Below are 24408 nucleotides of genomic sequence, written 5' to 3'. Positions count from 1 at the left end.
GTCTCGCAAATGCGAGGCTTTCGCTATATATGGAAGAGGAGGTGACAACTATGGATTTGGACCGATTACAGAAACAATTAAATATCAACTTTAACAATCCAGATTTGATAAAGCAGGCATTTACACATTCATCGTATGTGAATGAGCATCGGAATACTGTACTTTCGGATAATGAACGTCTTGAATTTCTCGGTGATGCAGTGCTGGAATTAGGTGTATCACAGTATCTGTTCCTTAAAAATGAAAATATGCCTGAAGGCGAGATGACAAAATTGCGTGCAGCTATCGTATGCGAGCCTTCTCTGATGAACTTTGCCATGGAGCTGAATTTTGGAGAATGTCTTTTGCTAGGAAAAGGTGAAGAGCAAACTGGTGGCAGGCAAAGACCCGCAATTTTGGCAGATGTGTTTGAGGCTTTTCTTGGAGCTCTATATTTGGATCAAGGTTTTGATTCAGCATTGAAATTCCTTGAGGAGCATGTATTTCCGAAAATAAACACTGGTACTTTTTCGCATGCGATGGATTATAAAAGTCAGCTGCAGGAACTGGTGCAGCAGAAAAATGATTCCATCGAATATAGAATTGTAGAAGAAAAAGGTCCTTCTCATAATAGAGAATTCGTTGCCCAGGCAGCTATTAAAGGCAGTATTGCTGGTGAAGGTACTGGGAGAACCAAAAAAGAAGCAGAGCAACGTGCCGCCAAATACGCATTGGATAGCTTACTAAATCAGTAAGCAAAAAGGCTGTACTCAATAGGGAGTTACAGCCTTTGCTTTGTTAGTAAGAAAGTATTAAATTCTTTTGGCAGCAATTAATTCTAACACCTAAACGGCCACGTCCAGCTCCAGCACCCAGGGACTAGCGAGACTTCCCTCACCTCCGTACGATAAGTCAACATCGGCTCTGGTGCTTAAGGAAGGCCGACTAAGAACGGGCTAGGCCCAACGCCGGCATACCCCTACAGTGCAAGGGGCATGTTTCCTTTATCTCCTACGTAGGAATGTTCGACAAGTCGAACCACCCCACAGTTCGGGGTGCAGTCCGTACGTCCTAAACGGGCGCTTGCGCTTTTGTTATGCAATCGATGTTATTTTCTTATAGCTGCAAGCTCCTGTACGAACGCTTGTGTTTCAGATGCACTCAGCTGGCCTTTTTGCACAACCATGTCATACATGAATTTTAAATCATCATATTTACTTAGATCGTAGTCTTCAGGATCCATGATGGAACGATTAACGACATTCAACCGCTGTGCTAATTCATCAAGTATTATTTTCATATTTTCCTCATTTGCATTTTCCAAATTCATCTATTTCCCCCCTTAATCTTCAGAACATTGGAATACTCATGTTTGAAGAGGTTCTGCTCTTCTTTTGTGACTCACTTTATGATAAAATAAATAAGTTAAAAAGCCAAATTATATTATGATATTAATGATAAGGAACATATGATAAGGAAAGGTTTCTTTTTAAAATAGGAGAATGTATATGTATTTAAAACGATTGGAAAGTGTGGGCTTCAAATCATTTGCGGAGCGGATAAATGTAGAATTTGTACCTGGAGTAACAGCGGTTGTTGGTCCGAACGGAAGCGGTAAAAGCAATATAACCGATGCAATACGCTGGGTACTTGGTGAACAATCGGCTAAATCATTACGTGGCTCTAAAATGGAAGACATTATTTTCCAAGGAAGTGATACGAGGAAAGCTTTAAACGTTGCTGAAGTAACACTTGTACTGGATAACGGGGATAAACGGGTACCACTTGACTATGATGAAATCAGTGTCACTCGCCGTGTATATCGTTCTGGTGAAAGTGAATTTTATATCAACAAACAATCCTGCCGTCTAAAAGATATTATTGATCTTTTCATGGATTCCGGTCTGGGACGGGAAGCATTCTCCATCATTAGCCAAGGAAAAGTCGAAGAAATTCTCAGTTCCAAAGCTGAAGAACGAAGGACCATCTTTGAAGAGGCTGCAGGTGTTTTAAAATATAAACAACGGAAAAAGAAGTCTGAATATAAATTAGCGGAAACACAGGAAAACCTGAACAGGGTTGAAGATATCGTACACGAAATCGAACAGCAGATCAATCCATTGCAGGAGCAAGCGGAAACTGCCAAAAAGTATTTGGAATTAAAGGATACATTAAAAAAGCAGGAAATATCCTATCTGATTACAGAAATCGAAGAGCTATACACCGAATGGCAGATGCTTCTAGGTGAGCTGGAAAAAGATAAAGCTGCTGAAGCAAATGGGAAAGCTGCTATACAAAAGAATGAGACTGAATTAGATAAGTATAAGAAAACTGCATTAGAGCTTGATCATGATATGGAGGAACTGCAGGCAACCCTTTTGACTGCAACCGAGCAATTGGAAAAGTATGAAGGAAAAAAACAATTGCTAGATGAACGTTCCAGACATTTTGGAGAAAATAAGGAAAAGCTCCAACAGCAACAAGAAGCGACCGCTGAAAAAATCAGTGAAATGCAATGTGCACTTGTAGAGGGAAAGAAAAAACTGGATGATCTGCAAGCAGAAAGAAAAAGAACGAAGGAAAAGGCGAGTAAGCTGCATTCCCAATTGACAATGAGTAAAGAGAGTATATCGGAACAGATTGAAGAATTGAAATCAGATTATATCGAATTACTTAATCAGCAGGCTGCAAAGCGTAACGAAAAACAATCCATTGCCCAACAATTATTACAAATAAATGGCAAGAAAGATAAACAGGTCGAAAAATTCCAGGATCTTATATCATTGAGGGAACAATTATCGGTAAAACTGGACCAATTGCAAACAGCATCCAGTGAAAAGCAAAAACAGTTTACAGCTAAAGAAAACCTGATAAAAAAAATAAAAAAGGATTTGCAGTCTGAACGTAATCATTTTCAGGATTCCCAGGCAAAATTATATCAAGGTTATCAATATATCGAGAAACTGAAATCTAAGAAAGAAATGCTGGAAGAGATGAAAGAGGATTTTCAGGGATTTTTCCATGGCGTAAAATCAATTTTAAAGGCACGGGAAGAGAGAAGACTTGAAAATATATATGGTGCCGTTATTGAATTGATTGACGTGCCGGCAGATTATATTACAGCAATCGAAACAGTTCTCGGTGGACAAGCTCAGCATATTGTCGTTCAAGATGATCGTTCAGCAAGAAATGCGATCGCATGGCTTAAGAAAACAAATAATGGACGGGCAACATTTTTACCGCTCGGATCTATACAGGAACGATTTATCTCAAAAGACATTTTGCACAATGTTGCAATGCATTCAGGATACATAGGGATAGCCTCTGAACTTGTGAAAACCAGCAAACCTTACCAAAAAGCAGTGAATCATCTAATGGGTCATGTGATTATTGCGAGGTCTTTAAAAGATGCTAATGAAATAGCAGCACTTGTTAGTCGGAGATTCCGTGTCGTTACACTGGAAGGTGATGTTGTAAACCCAGGCGGATCTATGTCCGGGGGAGCTCAAAAGAAAACAAATCAGTCACTTTTTACACGGGAAAAAGATTTGCAGGAAATGACAGATCGGTTGAAAGAGTTTCAGGAGAAGGCACTCCAATTTGAATCGATGGTCAAAAAACGTAAAAACAATGTAAAAGAATTGGAAAACAACCTACTAACTGAAGAAAGTGAAATCACGATGCTTCAGAATGAATTACAAGAACTACGAAGTGAAAATAAGCAAGTGGAGATGAAGTTATCCTCTATAAATGATAATCTTTCCATCTATGATATGGATAAAAAGCAATTTATGCAGGACAGTGAAGAACTTACTAATCGCGAAACGATCTTGACAGATGAATTAGCTAATCTAAAACAACAACTTGAAGCCATTCAGAAAGACATTGATTCGCTTTCAAATCAGGATGCAAAGTATAAAGAAAATAAAGAAATCATGCAAAGTGACTTGCATAAGCTTCAGATTACACTTGCCGAGCAGGAAGAAAGAGTAAAAAATCAACGTGAAAAGACGAAATCTCAAGATCAGGAATTAAGCAGTTTACAGGAACAATACAACAAGTATGATAAAGAAATAAGCAATCTCCTAGAATTCGAGAATTCCGATGAGACAGAAGCTGATATTGATCGAATGATTTTGGCTGCTAAAGGAGAGAAAGAATCTTCCGCTGAAAAAATCCAGCAAAAACGGGATGAAAGATTAAAACAAAACGAGCTCGTTCAGAATATGGAAAAGAAGCTGAAAGAAGAAAAGGAGAATCATCAGCAATTTCTCGAAGCTATTCAGCAAAAGGAAGTAAGAGTTAATCGTCTCGATGTAGATCTTGAAAATCGTCTAAACCATATACAGACAGAGTACACAATGACGTACGAGAAGGCGCAACAACTGTATGAAAAAGTGGAAAATATCGAGGAAGCAAAGGCAATCGTTAGTAATTTGAAGCTTACTATTGAACGCCTGGGAAATGTCAATCTTGGAGCCATAGAAGAATATGAAAGGGTATCGGAACGTTATTCATTCCTGACAGAACAAAGGGATGATTTAGTAGAAGCCAAAGCGGTACTTTATCAGGCCATCGCTGAAATGGATGTAGAGATGGAAAATCGCTTTGGTGCGATATTCACTAAAATAAAAGATGAGTTTGCTGTCGTATTCAAACAATTATTTGGTGGTGGTCATGCAGAGCTTAAGTTAACCGACCCTAAAAACCTATTGGATACTGGTGTTGATATAATTGCGCAGCCTCCTGGAAAGAAGCTGCAGCATTTAGGCTTGCTATCGGGTGGAGAACGAGCCTTGACTGCCATAGCGTTGCTTTTTGCAATATTAAGAGTGCGTCCCGTACCTTTCTGTATATTGGATGAGGTGGAAGCAGCACTAGATGAAGCAAATGTTGCCAGGTTTGCAAAATATGTTAAATTATACAGTGACAACACGCAATTCATCGTGATTACACACAGAAAAGGAACGATGGAAGAAGCTGATGTTCTATATGGCGTAACCATGCAGGAATCGGGAGTATCCAGACTCGTATCTGTAAGGCTGGAGGAGACGAAAGAATTAATAAAATCCTAGGAGGTACACAAGAATGGGTTTCATGGATAAATTAAAGAATAAATTTAAACAAAACGAAAAAACAGAAGAAGTATCCCAAAAATATCAAGAAGGTATGAAGAAAACCCGTAATTCCTTTTCAGGGAAGTTGAATGATCTGATTGCCAGATACCGTAAAGTCGATGAGGATTTCTTCGAAGAATTGGAAGAGGTTCTTATTACAGCAGATGTAGGTGTAACAACCGTTATGGATTTGGTGGAAGAACTCAGAATGGAAGTAAAGAGACAAAATATTAAAGATACGAACGGTATCAAAGATGTCATATCCGAAAAGCTGGTGGAAATTTATTATGGAGATGCCAACGAGGATAGTGAAAAGTTGAATCTGCAGAATGATGGACTTTCCGTTATACTTGTCGTCGGGGTGAATGGGGTAGGAAAAACTACCAGTATCGGAAAACTGGCACATCAATTAAAACAGCAAGGTAAAAATGTAGTATTGGCCGCAGGTGACACCTTCCGAGCAGGAGCTATAGAACAACTTGAAATCTGGGGAGAACGTGCAGATGTTGCGGTTATTAAACAAAGTGCAGGAAGTGATCCGGCCGCAGTGATTTTCGATGGCATTCAGGCAGCGAAATCCCGTAATGCAGATGTGCTAATTTGTGATACAGCGGGGAGACTGCAGAATAAGGTAAACTTAATGAATGAACTTTCAAAGGTAAAACGTGTGATTGAAAGGGAAATTCCAGGTGCGCCGCATGAAGTATTGCTTGTCCTTGATGCAACGACCGGACAAAATGCACTCAGCCAGGCTAAAACATTTTCTGAAAGCACAGATGTTACAGGAATTGTACTGACGAAGCTGGACGGAACAGCAAAGGGCGGCATTGTGCTAGCAATCCGCAATGAACTAAACATCCCTGTGAAATATGTAGGGCTCGGTGAACAGGTGGGAGATTTGCAGGAATTTGATGCAAATGCTTTTGTGTACGGGCTTTTTGCAGACATTGCAATAGAAGATTAGAATTTGTAATTCCTTGACAATTGTAAAGGTCTCTGCCTATGATATTGTAAAGGTAATTCACTTAACAAGGGGTGTGGAACTTGCTGGAAAAGACAACGCGCGTTAACTATCTATTCGATTTTTATCAAGAATTACTAACACCCAAACAGCAGAACTATATGGAAATGTACTATCTGGAAGACTATTCCCTTGGAGAAATATCCGAGTTATTTCATGTGTCAAGGCAAGCTGTGTATGATAATATCAAACGTACCGAAGCAATGCTTGAAACCTATGAAAAGAAATTGCACCTATATAGTAAGTTCGAACAAAGAGCAGCTCTCATTCGACAAATGGAGAAAGTAATTACAGATGAGCCGTTGCTCGAAATGATTAAAAAACTAAAAGAATTGGATTAGGGGGACACCTTCTATGGCATTTGAAGGACTGGCCGACCGTTTACAAAGTACAATCAAAAAAATTACAGGTAAAGGGAAGGTTTCTGAACAAGACGTAAAAGAGATGACCCGTGAAGTTCGATTGGCCCTATTGGAAGCCGACGTTAACTTTAAAGTGGTTAAAGACCTTATTGCACGTATTAAGGAGCGCGCTGTAGGCCAAGAAGTTATGGAAAGCTTAACACCTGGACAGCAGGTTATTAAAGTTGTTAAGGAAGAGCTTACCTCATTAATGGGGGGCGAACAAAGCAAGATTGCTGTTGCAGATCGTACCCCTACTGTCATCATGATGGTAGGTCTTCAAGGTGCAGGTAAAACGACTACTTCCGGCAAGCTGGCAAACCTGCTTCGAAAAAAACATAATCGCAAACCATTATTGGTAGCATGTGATATTTACCGACCTGCTGCAATCAAACAACTTGAGACGCTTGGTGAACAGCTAGAGATGCCTGTTTTCTCAATGGGTACAGAAGCGAATCCGGTTGATATTGCATCAAAAGCTATCGAAAAGGCAAAAGAAGAACATCATGATTATGTCATTATCGATACGGCTGGTCGTTTGCACGTAGATACAGATCTTATGGAAGAACTGCAGCATATAAAAACGGCAGTAAAACCCGATGAAATATTCCTCGTGGTAGATTCAATGACTGGTCAAGACGCGGTAAATGTTGCGGAAAGTTTCAATGAGCAACTTGATATCACCGGTGTAGTCCTTACAAAACTCGATGGTGATACACGTGGAGGAGCGGCGCTTTCCATCAAGGCTGTTACGGATAAGCCTATTAAATTTGCCGGTATGGGAGAAAAGCTTGATCAGCTGGAGGCATTCCATCCTGAACGAATGGCATCAAGAATTCTTGGTATGGGTGATGTCCTGTCGTTAATTGAAAAAGCACAAACAAATGTAGATGAAAAGCAGGTCAAAGAACTCGAAGAAAAGATGCGTACGATGTCGTTTACTTTCGATGATTTTCTTGAACAGATGGGCCAGGTTAAAAAAATGGGTCCACTTGATGATCTGATGGCCATGATTCCAGGTGCAAGCAAAATGAAAGGCCTCAAAAATGCACAATTGGACGACAAGCAGCTATCACATGTTGAAGCGATTATCCAATCAATGACGAAAAAAGAAAGACACGATCCAAGCATCATAAACGGCAGCCGCAGAAAGCGAATTGCAAAAGGTTCAGGAACATCCGTTGCCCAGGTGAACCGTTTAATTAAACAATTTAGTGAAATGAAAAAAATGATGAAACAAATGTCCAGCATGCAAAAAGGAAAAAAAGGCAAAGGCAATATGAAATTCCCATTTATGTAATATCAAAAGCGGAGGCGACTGTTTAGAAACGTACGCATAAGCAAGGGGGACTGTAGTACAGGTGAACTGTCCTGTACGAAATGCCCACTGCTTATGCCGGGAGTTTCTAGTAGCCCTAGCTAGCCGAATCAAAAGCGGAGGCGACTGTTTAGAAACGCACGCATAAGCAAGGGGACTGTAGTACAGGTGAACTGTCCTGTACGAAATGCCCACTGCTTATGCCGGGAGTTTCTAGTAGCCCCAGCTAGTCGAATCAGAAACGAAGGTCTTTGCCAATGGCGAATTTAGCCCCAAATGTCAGCTTTTTTTGCATATTAATCAGTCAATTTTTAACAAAAATATCATTGTAATGTAAAAACACTTTACAGACCTATCTTTTTCTGATAGAATTTAAACTTGTGAAAAACATTTTATTGGAGGTGCAAATAATGGCAGTAAAAATCCGTTTGAAACGTATGGGATCTAAAAGAAACCCATTTTATCGTATCGTTGTAGCTGATTCACGTTCTCCTCGTGATGGACGTTCTATTGAACAAATTGGAACATACAATCCAGTAGTTAATCCAGTTGAAGTTAAAATAGATGAAGAAAAAGCACTTGATTGGATGACAAAAGGTGCAAAACCAAGTGATACAGTTCGTAATCTTTTCTCAAATGAAGGCATCATGAAAAAATTCCACGATCAAAAAAATACTAAATAAGTAGTGTGATATCATGAAAGCCCTAATAGAATCGATTGTTGCCTCGTTAGTTGATTACCCGGAAGACATCGTTGTAACGGAAACAGAAGAAGATGCTAAGATTGTTTACCATCTTACAGTCAATCCAGAGGATGTTGGAAAAGTAATAGGAAAAAATGGACGGATTGCAAAAGCGATTCGTACGGTTGTCTATGCAGCTAAAATAGAAGGTAGTAAACGTATTTATTTGGATATAATGTAAAGGGAAAGCGGACCCCCTTCAAGAGGGTTCTTCTTTCCCTTTTACACATTTTATACTGTTGAGCAGCAGAAAGTTCAATCTCTCTATCAGGTCAGTAGCCGTTGAATGGCATTATAAAAAGATTTTGGCAAGGCTTAGCAAGTATAAACTTACCAAGCCTTACATAAGTGCAACGAAAGCTGTCACCGAAAAGCTTGGTGACAACCAAGTTTTCTAACGGGAGCGAGGAGATCCAGTGAATATCATTAAAAAGGTTCTGATCAAGCAAATAGTTACCGAAAAAAGTAAAGAAAAAATATACAGCAATTTCTATAATCATAAATTGCGGCTTGAACAAGAGTGTCAACAACTCCTATTTGAAAAAAGGAAAATGCAAAATAAGCCAGGTGTCTCCAAGCAGGAAGTTGAACAGCGTTTCCAACAGGAAATTAATAATCGCAAGGAGAAAATCAAGCTCATTGACTTTAAAATAGACCAATTGGAAACACTTGAAATTGGGAGTGAAATTATTGAATCTGAAGTTGAAGCTCTTGTTGAAGTGGAAGTAGGCTCAAACTGGAACGACATTATGGAAGAACAGGCAATCGTCATTAAAGATGATATTATTATAAGAATTGAGAAATAGTAGGTGATATTGTGATTGGAAAAATGTTCAATGTAGGAAAGATAGTGAATACACACGGAATTAAAGGAGAAGTTAAAGTATTGCGAATAAGTGACTTCGAAGAGCGCTTTAATCCAGGAGAAATCGTCTATGTCATGAAAGATGAACAGCCGATTAAGCTGACCATTTCGGGTCATCGAATGCATAAAGGCTTTGACCTCATTCAATTCGAAGGCTACGAGAACATAAATCAAGTGGAATCGTTTAAGGGCTGTAAATTGAAAATACATGAAGATCAGTTGACGGACCTTGCAGAAGATGAATATTATTACCATGAAATCATTGGCTGTGAAGTTTACACCAATGATGATCGGAAACTCGGGAAGATTACAGAGATCTTATCACCTGGAGCGAATGATGTGTGGGTAATTAAGCAGGAGACGGGTAAAGACCTGCTTATTCCTTATATTGATGGTGTAGTTACAGAAATAAATATTGATGAAAAAAGAGTGGTCATCGAGCCGATGGAAGGGTTGCTGGACTGATGCATATTGATATACTGACTCTTTTTCCAGAAATGTTCTCTGGTGTATTTCATTCCTCCATCTTAAATAAAGCAATCGAAAGAGACAAATTCAGTTATGATCTCATTAATTTCCGAGACTTTACAGAGAATAAACATATGAAGGTAGATGATTATCCATATGGTGGTGGAGCAGGAATGGTGCTTACGCCACAACCAGTTTTTGACGCCGTGTCAGCTGTGAAAAAGAAAAGGCAGGCGAACCCCCGCGTAATCCTGATGTGTCCTCAGGGTGAAACGTTCACACAGCAAAAAGCAGAACAACTGGCAAATGAAGACCACCTTATTTTTATCTGTGGCCATTATGAAGGTTATGACGAAAGAATAAGAGAGCATCTTGTTACAGATGAGATCTCTATTGGTGATTATGTGCTCACCGGTGGAGAACTGGGGGCTATGGTCGTGGTCGACAGTGTTGTTCGTTTGCTTCCTGAAGTACTTGGTAATAAAGAATCTGCACCGGAAGATTCTTTTTCTACAGGCTTACTGGAACATCCGCATTACACAAGACCTGCTGATTTCCGCGGCATGAAAGTACCTGATATTCTTATGTCAGGCGACCATGCGAAAATCAGAGGTTGGCGCAAAGAAGAATCATTAAAACGTACTTACAGGCGACGCAGGGATCTTCTGAATAATTACTCACTGAGCAAAGAAGAACAGGAAATCTTAGAAAGAATAAAAGAAAGTGAATAAAAATGATGAAAACTTCCTTTTTCTTGAGGAAATAGAGTTGAACTATTAATTTCAATATGATATATTAATTATTGTGCTTAAGTACGTTTAAGTACATATAAACGATGTTCCGCTGTTCACAAGTAGAATAATGAACATTGGTTTGGAAGGAGTGAAGTAAAATGCAACAACTTATTGCAGACATCACAAAAGATCAGCTTCGTACAGATCTTCCCGATTTTCGTCCTGGTGATACGCTAAAAGTTCACGTTAAAGTAGTAGAGGGAACTCGCGAACGTATCCAGTTATTCGAAGGTGTTGTCATCAAACGCCAAAACGGTGGAATCAGTGAAACATTTACAGTAAGAAAAATTTCTTACGGTGTGGGTGTTGAACGTACTTTCCCAGTACATTCACCAAGAATCGATAAAATCGAAGTTTCTCGTCGTGGTATTGTACGTCGTGCGAAACTATACTATCTTCGTAAACTACGCGGAAAAGCAGCTCGTATTAAAGAACGTCGATAATTCTTTAGGGCTGAATAATAAACGCATTGGAAAGGAGCTTGGCAAAAAAATTGCACAAGCTCCTTTTTATTTGGTTGCTTAGGAGACTATAAAATTTTAATGATGTGGATAACTTAGTTACCGAAACAGCCACGTCCAGCTCCATCGCCCAGGGACTAGCGAGACTTCCCTCACCTCCGTACGATAAGTCAACATCGGCTCCCTTCAGTCGCCGTGTTTCCTTTATCTCCTACGGCTCAGTCCAGTCCGTTCGTCCCTAACCGGGCGCTGGAGCTTTTGTTCTTGGTTATATGGAAAATTGGCATAGTGGTTACTCAAAATATCCTTTTATTTTTATCACACCTTTTTATTTGAGTTGTATGAATGTAAGGTTCTGGCTTACAATAAAATAACATATAGAGTTGGCTCGGAGGGGAATACATGGCAAAAAAGAAGAAAAATGAATGGTTTGACTGGATTAAAGCACTGCTTCTTGCATTTGGATTGGCATTCGTAGTCCGAATGTTCCTTTTTGCACCAATCGTGGTAGACGGACCATCCATGTTGCCGACGCTTCATGATCGAGACCAAATGATTGTAAACAAGTTTGCATATCATTTCCAGGAACCAGAAAGATTCGAAATCGTTGTTTTTCATGCTTCCGCTCAAAAGGATTTTATTAAACGAATTATTGGTCTTCCTGGTGAACATGTAGCAATGGAAGATAATGTGTTGTATATTGATGGGGAAGAAATAGAAGAGCCATTTCTGAATGAACAAAAGGATCAAATAAAGTCCTATCAGACACTGACAAATGATTTTACACTTGAGGAGCTTCCCGGGGGACATGAGCAAATTCCTGAGGGTCATGTGTTTGTTCTAGGAGATAATAGAGGGAATTCGACCGACAGCCGAATGCTGGGTGTGATTCCAATTGATGAGATTGTAGGGAAAACGAGATTGATTTATTGGCCGTTTGACCGTATACAAATTGTTGGAAAGGAGGATTAATGTATTATGACGATTCAATGGTTTCCTGGACATATGGCGAAGGCCAGACGTCAAGTGGAAGAAAAATTAAAACTAGTTGATTTTGTTATGGAATTAGTGGATTCCAGAGCCCCTCTATCCTCGCAAAATCCAATGCTACAACAAGTAATGCAAAATAAATCCAAAATGATCGTCCTTATGAAAAAGGATTTAGCTGATACTCGTGAAACAGACAAATGGATTAATCACTTTAAAGAAATGGAAATTCCTGCTATAGCCGTAGATGTTAATAACAAGTCCGATATTAATCGAGTTATTCAAATGGCAAAAGAACTGGGCCAGGTAAAAATGGAGAAACTGTTGAAAAAAGGGATCCAACCGAGGGCTGCCAGGGCGATGATTGTAGGTATACCAAATGTTGGGAAATCGACACTCATTAACCGTCTGGCGAATAGAAAAGCAGCAAAAACCGGTGACCGTCCCGGAATAACGAAGCAGCAACTTTGGATTAAAGTCAAAAAGGATTTCGAGCTTCTTGATACTCCTGGAATCTTATGGCCAAAATTTGAAGATGAAACAGTCGGTTACCGTCTGGCAGCAATAGGCACCATTAAAGATCAGCTTCTTTCGTTGCAGGACATAACTGCATTTGTCATTAATTATATGAGAGAATATTATCCGGATCAGTTGGAAGAACGATATAATATCGACCGGACAATGGATGATATGCTTGAAATATTCAATGCAATTGGAAAGCAAAGAGGTGCACTGGAAAGTGGGGGTCATGTAAACTTTGATAAAGTATCCGATATCTTTATACGTGATTTACGAACAGGGAAATTGGGAAAGGTAACACTGGAAACACCGGGGGTAAAATAAACATGCATCCATGGATGTGTGTTTTATTTTTTCCTTCTATTATAGTAAATATAGTCCGATATAAGAAAGAGAGTATGGTGGATCTTATGGAGAAACAATCGATTGCAGTCATTAAGAAATTAATAAAGGACGGGGAATTAAGCGAGGAAGTAATTTCACAACTAAAAATGGATGAACGGAAGGGAGTCCAATCATTATTGAAGCGTTACGAAAAGCAAATGATGAAAGAAAAATTGCTTGAAGAAAACTTTTTTAGGATGACAGAGTATGAGCGAATTGCCTATTCAAAGGAATGCAAATATATTGCAGGAATTGATGAAGCTGGAAGAGGCCCGCTTGCTGGCCCCGTAGTCGCTGCTGCTGTCATTCTCCCGGAAGACTTTAGGCTACTTGGGTTAAATGACTCCAAGCAATTGAATGAACAAACGAGAGATAGATTTTGTGCCATTATCAAGGAGAAATCCGTTAGTTATGGGATATCAATTATCGACAATAAAAAAATAGATGAAATCAATATTTTTGAAGCAACCAAACTTGCAATGCGTGAAGCATTTGATAAATTAATACCAGTTCCAGATCATTTGCTCATTGATGCAGTCCATCTAAAGCAATTACCATGTACATCCGAATCTATTATCAAAGGCGATGCCAGAAGCATCTCTATCGCAGCTGCAAGCATTCTTGCAAAAGTAACCCGTGATAACATCATGAAAGCTTTACATAAGGAATTTCCGGATTATGATTTCGCTTCGAATATGGGGTATGGCACGAAACATCATATGGAAAAGCTGCAGGAAGTCGGAGCATCACCATATCATAGAAAATCCTTTGCGCCAGTAAGGGAAGTACAGGTTTAACAAATTATGTGAAAGAGGGGGTACAAGAAGTTGAGTATACAAAAAATGACCGGAGATAGAATGACGAAAATTTTCCAAGCACAGCAAACCTTGAGGCCAGGCCAAATTATTCAAGGCAAAATTTTGAAGATCTATCCCGAAAATAAAGCTCAAATTCTATTAGGTGGTCAAACGTTAGTAGCTCAGCTGGAGGCCTCTCTCTCTATCGAAGGCAAGTATCATTTTCAAGTGCAATCATCAGAAGAGATGATTCATCTGAAAGTTCTTGGCGAGGAATTAAAAGCTCAATCTGGAACCGCTGTCGCTAACCTTATGATCCAGCTTGGAATAAAAACAACGAAGCACAATATGGCTTTTGTTCAAAAGATTGTTCATGAGAATATTCCTTTTGATAGCGTACAATTGAGAAAAGCAATGCAGATTCTGGATAGGTTCAAAAATAAAGAGCAGCCAGCACAAACGTTAACAGAAATGATTGCACGCAAGTTGCCTATAACGGATAATGTGTTCCAGGCATTGCATGCGAATAACAATGGTAGCCTATCCGTTCAAATGTCGGAAATGCTTGAGCAGTTGAAAGCTCGATCCATAAATACAGAGCTTACATTAAGACTGGAACAAATGATAGGAACTCCTCATAATGAAAAGACAGCATTCATCAAACAAATCATAACAACGAATCATACCGGCAAACAGGAGCTGTTCCATGTGTTGAAAGCAATGGGGTTAATAGACAACCGTATTGATTTTATAACATGGAAATCCGAATGGAAACAACTGCAGCCCCTTTTAGCACAAAACACAGTATCAACACCTTTAAGTAAGGACATTAAAATGCCATTCCAGTTAAATCACCATACCGTTTTTCAACTTATGGAAAATTTTAATGTTCATCGACAAGCGTTACTTACACAATCCCAGGAAGTGATGTATACATGGGGAGATAGAATAAGGCAGGCAATTGCTTCTGGTTCTGTATTAGAACAGGGAGAATTTACTGATTTTAAAAAGCAATTGATACAAAGAATCGTTCCGTTTCTCTTACATGAGCAAGGTCAATTTATGAAGTTGCTTTCAAATAATACTAGCCAATTAAAACAGGTGATGCGCATGCTTGATACACTCAGCAATAGGCAAACATATACGCAACTGGATACGGCCCTCGCATCTAATTATTCGGACAAATTATTCATGTCAAACACTTCACCAAAGGAACAATTTTTAAAGCAGGTTGATCATGTTCTGAAACATACTGGTTTATCGTATGAAAATCAAATTGCGAACAGGACATTGGAAGAAAATCAGACGATAAAATCGATGCTGATTCAACTGATGAAACAAGGTGATGGAGCCATACAGGAAAAGGCGGGACAGCTTTTACATTTCATTAATGGTATGCAGCTGAATTCTGTCAATGAATCTGGAAGTTTTATTCACGCTTCCCTCCAAATACCAGCAGAGAAAATTGGACTCAATAAAGATTTGGAACTTGAATTTGAAAGTAGGAAAACAGCCGATGGAAAAATAGACCCCGATTATTGCCGGATTATGTTTTACTTGAACTTGGAATATCTTAAACAAACTGTCATTGATATGAATATTCAGAAGCGATCCGTCTCCATAACGATTTTCAATGATCTGCCAAATCTTAAAGAAAAAACACGAGCGGTTCAACCTGTACTAATACAAGGATTGAAAGCTTTAGATTATCATCTGTCATCCATTCATTTTAAACCTTTGCATGAACAAATTGCTGCAAGTCAACATGCACATGTGAAATCTTACCAGTCTACTTCCTATCAAGGAGTTGATTATCGCGTATGACAGAAAAACGGAAAAAGGCCGCTGCACTTCGTTATGATTTAGAAAAGGATTTCGCACCAAAGATTACCGCAACAGGCAAGGGTCTTGTGGCTGATGAAATACTCAAGACAGCCAAAGAAAATGACGTGCCAATCCTTAAGGACCCATCACTCATTGAACTGCTGGCAGAGCTTAACATAAACGAAACGATACCAGATGAATTATATCAGGCTGTAGCAGAAGTGTTTGCGTTTGTCTATCAATCTGATAAAGAGATGAAGCTGAAAGAGTGATTGTTTCAAGCCAAAAACTATCAAAGGTGAATAACTTTCGCTAAATCTTGTTAATTATTAATTTTTTTAATACAATAGAGTTGCATTTAATTTGATAGGAGGATGGAATATGAACATTCACGAGTATCAAGGTAAAGAAGTTTTACGCCAATTTGGTGTAAAGGTTCCTAACGGCTATGTAGCTTATACAGTTGATGAAGCTGTTCAGGCTGCAGAAAAGCTTGGCACATCTGTAACCGTTGTCAAGGCTCAGATTCATGCTGGTGGCCGTGGGAAAGCTGGAGGAGTAAAAGTTGCTAAGAATCTAGAAGAAGTTCGTACATATGCGGATGAAATTCTTGGGAAAACCCTGGTGACGCACCAGACAGGTCCAGAAGGTAAAGAAGTTAAACGTTTACTTATCGAAGAAGGCTGTGACATCAAGAAAGAATATTATGTAGGTGTCGTTCTTGACCGTGCTACGTCACGTGTTGTATTCATGGCATCTGAAGAAGGCGGAACAGAGATTGAAGAAGTAGCAGAAGCTACGCCTGAGAAAATCTTTAAAGAGGTTATTGATCCGGTTGTCGGTCTATTACCCTTCCAAGCTAGAAGATTAGCATTTAATATTAATATTCCTGATGAATTAATAGGACAAGCTGTTCAATTTATGACTGCTTTATATAACGCATTCGTTGAGAAAGATTGTTCCATCGCGGAAATTAACCCACTTGTAACTACAGGTGATGGTCAGGTTCTGGCATTGGATGCAAAATTAAACTTTGATGATAATGCACTGTATCGCCAAAAAGATATTATCGAACTTCGTGATCTAGAAGAGGAAGATGAAAAAGAAATCGAAGCATCCAAATATGACTTAAGCTATGTATCTTTAGATGGAAATATTGGATGTATGGTAAATGGTGCAGGCCTTGCGATGTCCACAATGGATATTATTAACCATTATGGCGGCGATCCGGCAAACTTCCTTGATGTTGGGGGCAGTGCGACAGCTGAAAAAGTAACAGAAGCATTCAAAATCATCTTGTCCGATCCGAATGTTAAGGGTATTTTTGTTAATATTTTTGGTGGAATCATGAAATGTGACGTAATTGCTGATGGTGTTGTCGAGGCAACAAAACAAGTAGGATTGGAAATTCCGCTTGTTGTACGTTTGGAAGGTACGAATGTAGAAAAAGGTAAACAAATTCTGAATGAATCAGGATTGAATATTACTTCAGCAAGTTCAATGGCTGATGGTGCACAGAAAATCGTTTCCTTAGTCGGCTAATTTTATGAAAAACCATATCTTTAATATAGAAAGGACGGACAAAAATGGGTGTTTATGTAAATAAAGATACAAAAGTAATTGTCCAGGGAATTACAGGTGGGACAGCTAAATTCCATACGAAACAGATGCTTGAGTACGGCACAAAAATCGTTGGTGGAGTAACTCCTAAAAAGGCTGGATCGGAAGTAGAAGGAGTTCCAGTATTCAATACCGTTAAAGATGCTGTGGATGCTACGGATGCGACAGTATCTGTAATATATGTACCTGCACCATTTGCAGCAGATGCAATTATTGAAGCAACAGATGCAGGATTGGATCTTGTCATTTGTATTACTGAACATATTCCTGTATTGGATATGGTTAAAGTGAAACGTTATATGGAAGGTAAGAAAACGCGTCTGATTGGACCGAACTGTCCTGGTGTCATTACAGCTGATGAGACTAAAATAGGGATTATGCCTGGATATATCCACAAAAAAGGGCATATTGGTGTTGTATCAAGATCTGGAACGTTAACGTATGAAGCGGTTCACCAATTAACAGAAGCAGGTTATGGCCAGACATCTGCAGTTGGAATTGGGGGAGACCCTGTCAACGGTACAAACTTTATTGATGTTTTAAGTGCATTCAATGAAGATCCTGAAACGGAAGCAGTTATCATGATTGGTGAAATTGGTGGTACTGCTGAGGAAGAAGCAGCTGAATGGGTAAAAGCCAATATGAAAAAACCAGTTGTTGGCTTTATTGGCGGAGCAACTGCACCTCCTGGAAAGCGTATGGGACATGCTGGCGCAATCATCTCCGGGGGCAAAGGAACAGCTGATGAAAAAATCCGAGTGTTGGAATCATGCGGAATTAAAGTAGCCGAAACTCCTGCAGTAATGGGAGAGACAATGATTAAAGTACTCAAAGAAAACGGTTTGGATGAAAAATGTAAAACACATTAATTGTCAATACCTAAACTGGAGCCTGGTGAATATAATCCCAGGTTCCAAATTTATTTATGAAAGGGTAGATGTTTGGTTGGAAACAGTACGAACAAAATTAGTCCATTTGCATCAATGTCGTGGTATAACCCGAAACTTTATTCGAAATCTCCTACAGTTTGATCCTGCGCTTCATGAAATCTACAACCTTCCTCAAGCAGAAATTATCAGACAATACTCCCTACAAGGAAAAAATACCGCATTTTTCTTTTCAGATCTTCATAATCTAGCTTTAAGACAGAAGGTACTTCGAGATATGGAAAGATTTAAAATCATCACAATAGTTGACGAAAGTTATCCACCTATGTTAAATACAATTAAAGATGCTCCACTGGTTATTTATGCGCTTGGAGATACTTCATTGCTGTCTGATTCTCCTGCATTAAGTGTTATTGGTACAAGAAATCCTTCCCGGGATGCAGGACAAAAGACGGAACTGATTGTGAAACCACTTATAAAAGATAATTGGCTCATTGTCAGCGGCATGGCGAAGGGAATTGATAGCATCGCACATCAAATTGCCCTAAACTCCAATGGCAAAACAATAGCTGTACTTGGTGGTGGTTTTTATCATATTTATCCGAAGAACAATATAAATCTTTTCAAACAAATCGTTAAACAAGGTTTGGTGCTATCGGAATATCCTCCAGACGTGCGCCCTGCCAGGTATCATTTTCCTGAAAGAAATCGGATAATCAGTGGATTAAGTTTTGGTACACTGGTCATCGAGGCTACAGAACGGAGTGGAACCCTGATTACTGTTGACCAGGCACTTGACCAAGGGCGAGAGGTATTCGCTGTTCCTGGGTCCCCACTCCAACCTCAGACTAAAGGATGTCACCGAATGATCCAGGATGGTGCGAAACTGGTCCATGAAGCAGGGGATATAATCGAAGAATGGCTAGGAATTGGCAAGTCGGTACGAAATTAACTTTCATTAATTTATCAGCTCAACTTTCGCTAGTGAGATTGACAAATAAATCTCAATGGAATTAGGAGCCTTGAAGATACACTGCAAAATAAGTTGACTTTTGATTAACGGTTAGGCTATCATCGCATTTGATATAAAATGCGACGTAAGATAATCATCTTCGGCGACCGCTCTGGGAAATACACTGCGCTTTTCGCGGGCGGCTGGTGAGCCATCTTGCGCTAAAGCGCTACGCTGTCTCACCGATGCCTCTGCTCCCGCAGAAGTCTCCGTGTATTTCCCAGAGCTGGTTAGAAGATTGCTACGTAAAATAGCATCATACAGCTCACCAGTCCGGTTGAGGAATTCTTTGTTACTTGTTATAAAAATGTTTGGTGCACTAATAATCGACCCAAAAGTTATTTTTGCTAAGAATTCTATTATTGAAAAATCCATACCAGCAGCCCGTATACACGTAGACTCCTGCGGGAAGAGAGGCATAGGTGAGACACTAAAATGCGTTAGCATGAAGGGGCTCACCAGCCGCCCTAAGGTGCGCGAAGTGTATACGGGCTGCGGTTGCCGAAGTAACTTATTTCCATTACCAGGTCAGAGTCTAACATAGATGGAAGTTATTTCGCAATTCACAGAAAATGCTAGGCTTATAAAGCAACAATAATTACGAAAACCAGCCTTAATTTTTCAAAGCTTAGCAAGATAATTATTAATGGTATTCTAAGTTTAACCCAGTAAAATGGTTCCACTTATTTTATTGGTGCGAAAGTTAAGTAAACAACAACAAAAATGAAAGTAAGTTTGACAAATTTAAATTATAAACTTAGTATTAGGAAAGATTTCCAATCGTAAATTGTTAAACCTCACTCTAGGAGGCACTATCATGTCAGATTATCTGGTAATCGTTGAATCGCCTGCGAAAGCAAAAACGATTGAACGCTATTTAGGAAAAAAATATACGGTAAAAGCATCAATGGGTCACATTCGGGACTTACCTAAAAGTCAAATGGGTGTAGACGTCGATGATAACTATAAACCAAAGTATATTACCATTCGTGGTAAAGGTGATGTACTTAAAGAATTGAGAAAGTCAGCGAAAAAAGCGAAAAAGATTTATCTCGCAGCTGACCCCGACAGAGAAGGGGAGGCAATAGCTTGGCACTTGGCTCATATACTTGATGTCGATGAAAACTCGAATTGCCGCGTTGTATTCAATGAAATAACCAAGGATGCAATACAAGAATCATTTAAAAATCCAAGAGCAATTGACCTCGATCTTGTGGATGCGCAACAGGCCAGGAGAATCCTGGACAGGCTTGTAGGGTATAATATCAGTCCATTACTTTGGAAAAAAGTTAAAAAAGGATTAAGTGCAGGGCGGGTTCAGTCTGTTGCTCTTAAAATGATTCTGGACAGAGAAAAAGAGATTGAAAAATTTGAGCCTGAAGAATACTGGTCCATGGATGCTCTTTTTCAAAAAGATACGGAAGTTTTTGATGGCTCTTTTTATGGAGTCGATGGTAAAAAGAAGGAACTGAAAACAGAAAAAGATGTTAATGAAATAAAAGCAAAATTAGACGGAAATAAGTTCACAATAGACAAAGTAAATAAACGGGAACGCAAAAGAAATCCTGCTCAGCCTTTTATAACATCTTCCCTGCAGCAGGAAGCAGCAAGAAAGCTAAACTTTCGAGCGAAAAAAACGATGATGATTGCCCAGCAACTATACGAAGGAATTGACTTAGGCAGAAAGGCTGGAGGAATAACCGGGCTTATTACGTATATGCGTACAGATTCAACCCGTATTTCGGATACAGCTAAGCAAGAGGCTAAATCCTATATTGTAGAAAACTATGGGGAACAATTTCTTGGCACTTCAAAAGCTGTAAAAAACAAAGAAGGTGCACAGGATGCCCACGAAGCAATACGGCCGACATCAACTCTAAGAGATCCTAAGGTGTTAAAGGACATCCTATCACGTGACCAATTACGACTGTATAAATTAATTTGGGAACGCTTTGTTGCGAGTCAAATGTCTCCAGCGGTCATGGATACAATGACTGTACATCTGCTCAACAATGATGTAGAATTTCGTGCCACAGGTTCAAAGATTAAATTCAAAGGTTTTATGCGGGTATATATTGAAGGAACAGATGACAATAAAAAGATAGAAGATAAATTACTACCGGATTTGTCGGAAGGAATGACTGTTGAATCAAAAGAAATTAAACCAAATCAGCATTTCACCCAGCCACCTCCACGCTATACAGACGCCAGGCTAGTACGAGCGATGGAAGAACTCGGTATAGGTCGACCTTCAACATATGCACCAACATTGGATACCATCCAGCGCAGGGGTTATGTTTCGATGGATAATAAGCGGTTTGTCCCTACAGAACTTGGTACAATCGTTTGTGAATTGGTAGAAGAATTTTTCCCTGAAATCATCGATGCAGATTTTACAGCAAAAATGGAAAATGACTTGGACTCCATCGAAGAAGGCAAAATAGAATGGATGAAAATTATTGATGAATTCTACGGAGACTTCAGTAAGCGACTCGATAGAGCGGAAAAAGAGATGGAAAAAATCGAAATTAAAGATGAACCTGCTGGAATTGATTGTGAAAACTGTGGGAATGAAATGGTTTATAAAATGGGAAGATATGGTAAGTTTCTAGCGTGTTCCAACTTTCCCGAATGTAGAAATACAAAACCAATTTTAAAAGAAATTGGAGTTAAGTGTCCAAAATGCAAGGAAGGGAATGTAGTAGAAAGGAAGTCCAAGAAGCGTAGAACATTCTATGGCTGTGACCAATTCCCGGAATGTGACTTTGTATCCTGGGATAAGCCGATCGCCAGACCTTGTCCGAAATGCGATTCTCTACTTGTTGAAAAGAAAGCCAAAAAAGAGACACAGGTTCAATGCACAAGTTGCGAATACAAAGAAGTAGCACAAAGTTAGCTGTTCATTAAATGGACAGCTTTTCCTTTTGAATCCATTCCTATTAGATAGTTTCAATTGTCTGTCAGAAGGGAAATGCCTACTAAACAAAGGAGGCAATTTAAATGACAGCTAAAAAACATTACTTTGTAGCAGTAGACACGAAAGATATAAGGGAAATCTCCATACAGGACAATCAGGTGGAATATGAGATTATTGCGGATGATAATGATTTATTACAAATAGAGCAGCTATTCCATAAGATGGAGAATGAATCTAAAAACGCAATCGAAGATATTCATGTTAGGCCTTTTGATGAAGCGAAGGTTGAAGAAGAAAGAGATACTTACGAAGGTATGTTAATGAACGTTTATAAAATGATCTATATGCTTGGAACAGATGAGACGAAAGAAAAAATAAAGAAATTGGGAATAATTGATTCGTAATTTGGCTATAAAGATATTAGAGTGTTCACAAAAATTTCATTGTATTCCATTTTTACAAAAACTTTACTATTAGTTTATTGACTAACCTTATTCAAATCGATATAATTACGCTTTGGTAAGTCAAATTACTTGATAGTGTGAATTCAGGGAAGCTATTAGAAAATTGGTCTTGGCCAACAAAGAGTTTCAGGCACTTATCATTTGGTGACTTTTTGAACATCCACTTATAGGTTTTTACTAGTATGATGGGTCATAGCATCATATATCATGACAATTTATTTTGTTATGATATAATAAGTTTGATTACGATTCTGAATTTTGGTACAATTTAGTTAAATTTATTGCTTTCTCTTTTGGAATGTGCTATGATTTATCCGCTGTTCGTCGAGGTGAAATATTGGGTAATTTTGTGAAGTATAGTGAAGCATTTGTAGAGTACTTACAGATTGAAAAAAACGCATCCCCTTACACCGTGAAGTATTATCGGAATGATCTGGAAATTTTTTTTGAGTTTCTCGATCGGGAAGGGATTCGTGACTTGAATGAAGTAGGACAACGAGACATTAGGATCTTTCTTACTAATTTATACGATAAGCAGCTTGGCAGAAGATCTGTTTCAAGGAAGATTTCTTCTTTAAGAAGTTTTTACAGATTTCTGGAACGTGAAGAAATGGTCAACGACAACCCGTTCGTTAACATATATTTACCTAAGGCAAGCAAGACAGTACCTGGTTTTCTGTATAAGGAAGAATTGGAAAAACTGTTTGAAGTAAATGATATGACCAAACCACTCGGTCAGCGTGATCAGGCGATACTTGAATTGTTGTATGGTACAGGGATCAGGGTCAGTGAGTGTCAAGGGCTGTCGCTTCGGGATGTAGATTTTTCTATCGGTACTATATTTGTGAAGGGTAAGGGTCGTAAAGAGCGTTACGTCCCGTTTGGCCGATTTGCGGAAATTGCTTTGGAGACATACATACATGATGGAAGGGTGAAGTTACTGGAAAAAGCGGACACCTCTTCTGAATCGGTTTTTTTGAATGCTCGTGGCAAACCGCTCACAACAAGGGGCATACGTACGATCCTAAATAAAATAGTTGAAAGAGCTGCTTTAACCGTTCATGTACATCCACATAAATTGCGACATACGTTTGCAACACATATGTTAAATGAAGGTGCTGATCTTCGTACGGTGCAGGAATTGCTGGGTCATGAAAGTTTATCCTCAACACAGATATACACGCATGTAACAAAAGATCATCTGCGGGATGTATATATGAAAAGTCATCCAAGGGCAAATGGTAAAAACCTGGATTTGTGAGGTGAAATGAATGACGAATGAAATGCACGCAACTACTATCTTTGCAATTCAGCACAATGGACAATGTGCAATGAGTGGAGACGGCCAGGTCACGCTTGGCAATGCGGTTGTGATGAAACATAAAGCAAAGAAGGTCCGAAAATTGTATAACGGAAAAGTATTGGCGGGATTCGCAGGCTCTGTGGCAGATGCCTTTACATTATTTGAGAAATTTGAAGGTAAACTGCAGGCATTTAATGGAAACTTAACGAGAGCTTCTGTAGAGCTTGCCAAGGAATGGCGATCCGATAAAGTGCTTCGAAAATTGGAAGCAATGCTGATCGTCATGAATAGGGAAAATATGTACTTGGTTTCAGGTACCGGTGAAGTAATTGAGCCGGATGATGGAATTTTGGCGATTGGATCTGGTGGGAACTATGCACTAAGTGCGGGAAGAGCCCTTGTCAGACATTCTGGGGATTTGACGGCAAAAGAAATAGCCCAAACAGCCTTGGAAGTTGCCGGGGAAATTTGTGTTTACACAAACGATCATATTACATTAGAAGTACTTGATTAATGAAGGAGGTTTT

25 protein-coding genes are annotated in these 24408 nt (G+C 39.2%); 23 read left to right on the top strand and 2 right to left on the bottom strand.

Going from position 1 to position 24408, the window contains the following annotated elements:
- Positions 1–50 precede the first annotated feature (50 nt).
- Positions 51–734: a ribonuclease III gene (gene rnc, locus MN204_RS04100; RefSeq protein WP_249869816.1), complete on the top strand. Its 684-nt coding sequence runs from the start codon at positions 51–53 to the stop codon at positions 732–734.
- A 353-nt stretch (positions 735–1087) separates the two neighbouring features.
- Here rnc and MN204_RS04095 read toward each other — a convergent pair whose 3' ends face one another.
- Positions 1088–1309 carry a DUF1128 domain-containing protein gene (locus tag MN204_RS04095; protein WP_249869815.1) on the bottom strand — a complete coding sequence of 74 codons (222 nt, stop codon included), beginning with the start codon at positions 1307–1309 and terminating at the stop codon, positions 1088–1090.
- Between the two features lie 178 nt (positions 1310–1487).
- Here MN204_RS04095 and smc point away from each other — a divergent pair, with 178 nt between their 5' ends.
- The 18 genes from smc (at position 1488) to dprA (ending at position 19137) form a co-directional block, all read left to right on the top strand.
- Positions 1488–5054, top strand: a complete 3567-nt coding sequence (gene smc / locus MN204_RS04090) for a chromosome segregation protein SMC (RefSeq protein WP_249869814.1) — start codon at positions 1488–1490, stop codon at positions 5052–5054.
- 13 nt (positions 5055–5067) lie between these two features.
- On the top strand, positions 5068–6060 hold the full coding sequence (gene ftsY / locus MN204_RS04085; protein WP_249869813.1) for a signal recognition particle-docking protein FtsY: 993 nt from the start codon (positions 5068–5070) through the stop codon (positions 6058–6060).
- Between the two features lie 80 nt (positions 6061–6140).
- Positions 6141–6458 (top strand): putative DNA-binding protein, encoded by a 318-nt coding sequence (locus tag MN204_RS04080; protein ID WP_249869812.1) that lies wholly within the window; start codon positions 6141–6143, stop codon positions 6456–6458.
- Positions 6459–6471: 13 nt separating this feature from the next.
- Positions 6472–7818, top strand: a complete 1347-nt coding sequence (gene ffh, locus MN204_RS04075; protein ID WP_249869811.1) for a signal recognition particle protein — start codon at positions 6472–6474, stop codon at positions 7816–7818.
- Positions 7819–8246: 428 nt separating this feature from the next.
- On the top strand, positions 8247–8519 hold the full coding sequence (gene rpsP, locus MN204_RS04070) for a 30S ribosomal protein S16 (protein WP_249869810.1): 273 nt from the start codon (positions 8247–8249) through the stop codon (positions 8517–8519).
- Positions 8520–8532: 13 nt separating this feature from the next.
- Entirely contained in the window at positions 8533–8760 is a 228-nt protein-coding gene (locus MN204_RS04065) for a KH domain-containing protein (RefSeq protein ID WP_249869809.1), read from the top strand.
- A gap of 235 nt (positions 8761–8995) precedes the next feature.
- A complete protein-coding gene (locus MN204_RS04060; RefSeq protein WP_249869808.1) occupies positions 8996–9385 on the top strand; it encodes a YlqD family protein in 390 nt (129 codons plus the stop codon).
- Between the two features lie 14 nt (positions 9386–9399).
- On the top strand, positions 9400–9909 hold the full coding sequence (gene rimM, locus MN204_RS04055) for a ribosome maturation factor RimM (RefSeq protein WP_249870230.1): 510 nt from the start codon (positions 9400–9402) through the stop codon (positions 9907–9909).
- Complete coding sequence (gene trmD / locus MN204_RS04050) at positions 9909–10643, top strand: tRNA (guanosine(37)-N1)-methyltransferase TrmD (protein WP_249869807.1); 735 nt, start codon at positions 9909–9911, stop codon at positions 10641–10643. The genes rimM and trmD overlap by 1 nt, the downstream gene beginning before the upstream one ends.
- 161 nt (positions 10644–10804) lie before the next feature.
- Positions 10805–11149, top strand: a complete 345-nt coding sequence (gene rplS, locus MN204_RS04045) for a 50S ribosomal protein L19 (RefSeq protein WP_249869806.1) — start codon at positions 10805–10807, stop codon at positions 11147–11149.
- 420 nt (positions 11150–11569) lie between these two features.
- The gene (gene lepB, locus MN204_RS04040) at positions 11570–12139 is read left to right on the top strand and encodes a signal peptidase I (protein ID WP_249869805.1); all 570 of its coding nucleotides are present in this window, start codon (positions 11570–11572) and stop codon (positions 12137–12139) included.
- 6 nt (positions 12140–12145) lie between these two features.
- Positions 12146–12997 carry a ribosome biogenesis GTPase YlqF gene (gene ylqF, locus MN204_RS04035; protein WP_249869804.1) on the top strand — a complete coding sequence of 284 codons (852 nt, stop codon included), beginning with the start codon at positions 12146–12148 and terminating at the stop codon, positions 12995–12997.
- An 86-nt stretch (positions 12998–13083) separates the two neighbouring features.
- Positions 13084–13854: a ribonuclease HII gene (rnhB, locus tag MN204_RS04030; RefSeq protein WP_249869803.1), complete on the top strand. Its 771-nt coding sequence runs from the start codon at positions 13084–13086 to the stop codon at positions 13852–13854.
- 30 nt (positions 13855–13884) lie between these two features.
- Positions 13885–15678 (top strand): TP0910 N-terminal domain-containing protein, encoded by a 1794-nt coding sequence (locus MN204_RS04025; RefSeq protein ID WP_249869802.1) that lies wholly within the window; start codon positions 13885–13887, stop codon positions 15676–15678.
- Positions 15675–15950: an EscU/YscU/HrcU family type III secretion system export apparatus switch protein gene (locus MN204_RS04020; RefSeq protein ID WP_249869801.1), complete on the top strand. Its 276-nt coding sequence runs from the start codon at positions 15675–15677 to the stop codon at positions 15948–15950. Before MN204_RS04025 ends, MN204_RS04020 begins: the two co-directional genes overlap by 4 nt.
- A gap of 109 nt (positions 15951–16059) precedes the next feature.
- Positions 16060–17220 (top strand): ADP-forming succinate--CoA ligase subunit beta, encoded by a 1161-nt coding sequence (gene sucC / locus MN204_RS04015; RefSeq protein ID WP_249869800.1) that lies wholly within the window; start codon positions 16060–16062, stop codon positions 17218–17220.
- 44 nt (positions 17221–17264) lie between these two features.
- Positions 17265–18167: a succinate--CoA ligase subunit alpha gene (gene sucD / locus MN204_RS04010; RefSeq protein WP_249869799.1), complete on the top strand. Its 903-nt coding sequence runs from the start codon at positions 17265–17267 to the stop codon at positions 18165–18167.
- Between the two features lie 295 nt (positions 18168–18462).
- Entirely contained in the window at positions 18463–19137 is a 675-nt protein-coding gene (gene dprA / locus MN204_RS04005) for a DNA-processing protein DprA (protein WP_249869798.1), read from the top strand.
- Positions 19138–19248: 111 nt separating this feature from the next.
- On the opposite strand, the gene MN204_RS21235 is transcribed toward dprA, so the two are convergent.
- A complete protein-coding gene (locus tag MN204_RS21235) occupies positions 19249–19380 on the bottom strand; it encodes a hypothetical protein (protein ID WP_306798582.1) in 132 nt (43 codons plus the stop codon).
- A gap of 634 nt (positions 19381–20014) precedes the next feature.
- On the opposite strand from MN204_RS21235, the gene topA reads away from it, so the two are divergent.
- The 4 genes from topA to hslV all read left to right on the top strand — a co-directional run bounded on the left by topA (position 20015) and on the right by hslV (position 24395).
- Positions 20015–22093, top strand: coding sequence for a type I DNA topoisomerase (gene topA, locus MN204_RS04000; RefSeq protein WP_249869797.1), 2079 nt, complete (start codon positions 20015–20017; stop codon positions 22091–22093).
- 104 nt (positions 22094–22197) lie between these two features.
- Positions 22198–22518, top strand: coding sequence for a hypothetical protein (locus MN204_RS03995; protein WP_249869796.1), 321 nt, complete (start codon positions 22198–22200; stop codon positions 22516–22518).
- A gap of 397 nt (positions 22519–22915) precedes the next feature.
- Positions 22916–23839, top strand: a complete 924-nt coding sequence (gene xerC, locus MN204_RS03990) for a tyrosine recombinase XerC (RefSeq protein WP_249869795.1) — start codon at positions 22916–22918, stop codon at positions 23837–23839.
- 10 nt (positions 23840–23849) lie between these two features.
- Complete coding sequence (gene hslV / locus MN204_RS03985) at positions 23850–24395, top strand: ATP-dependent protease subunit HslV (RefSeq protein WP_249869794.1); 546 nt, start codon at positions 23850–23852, stop codon at positions 24393–24395.
- Positions 24396–24408: the final 13 nt, after the last annotated feature.

Source organism: Oceanobacillus saliphilus (assembly GCF_023522835.1).
Lineage (GTDB): Bacteria > Bacillota > Bacilli > Bacillales > Amphibacillaceae > Oceanobacillus > Oceanobacillus saliphilus.
Note: the sequence above shows the minus strand (reverse complement) of the source record. Positions and strands in the feature narration are given on the sequence as shown.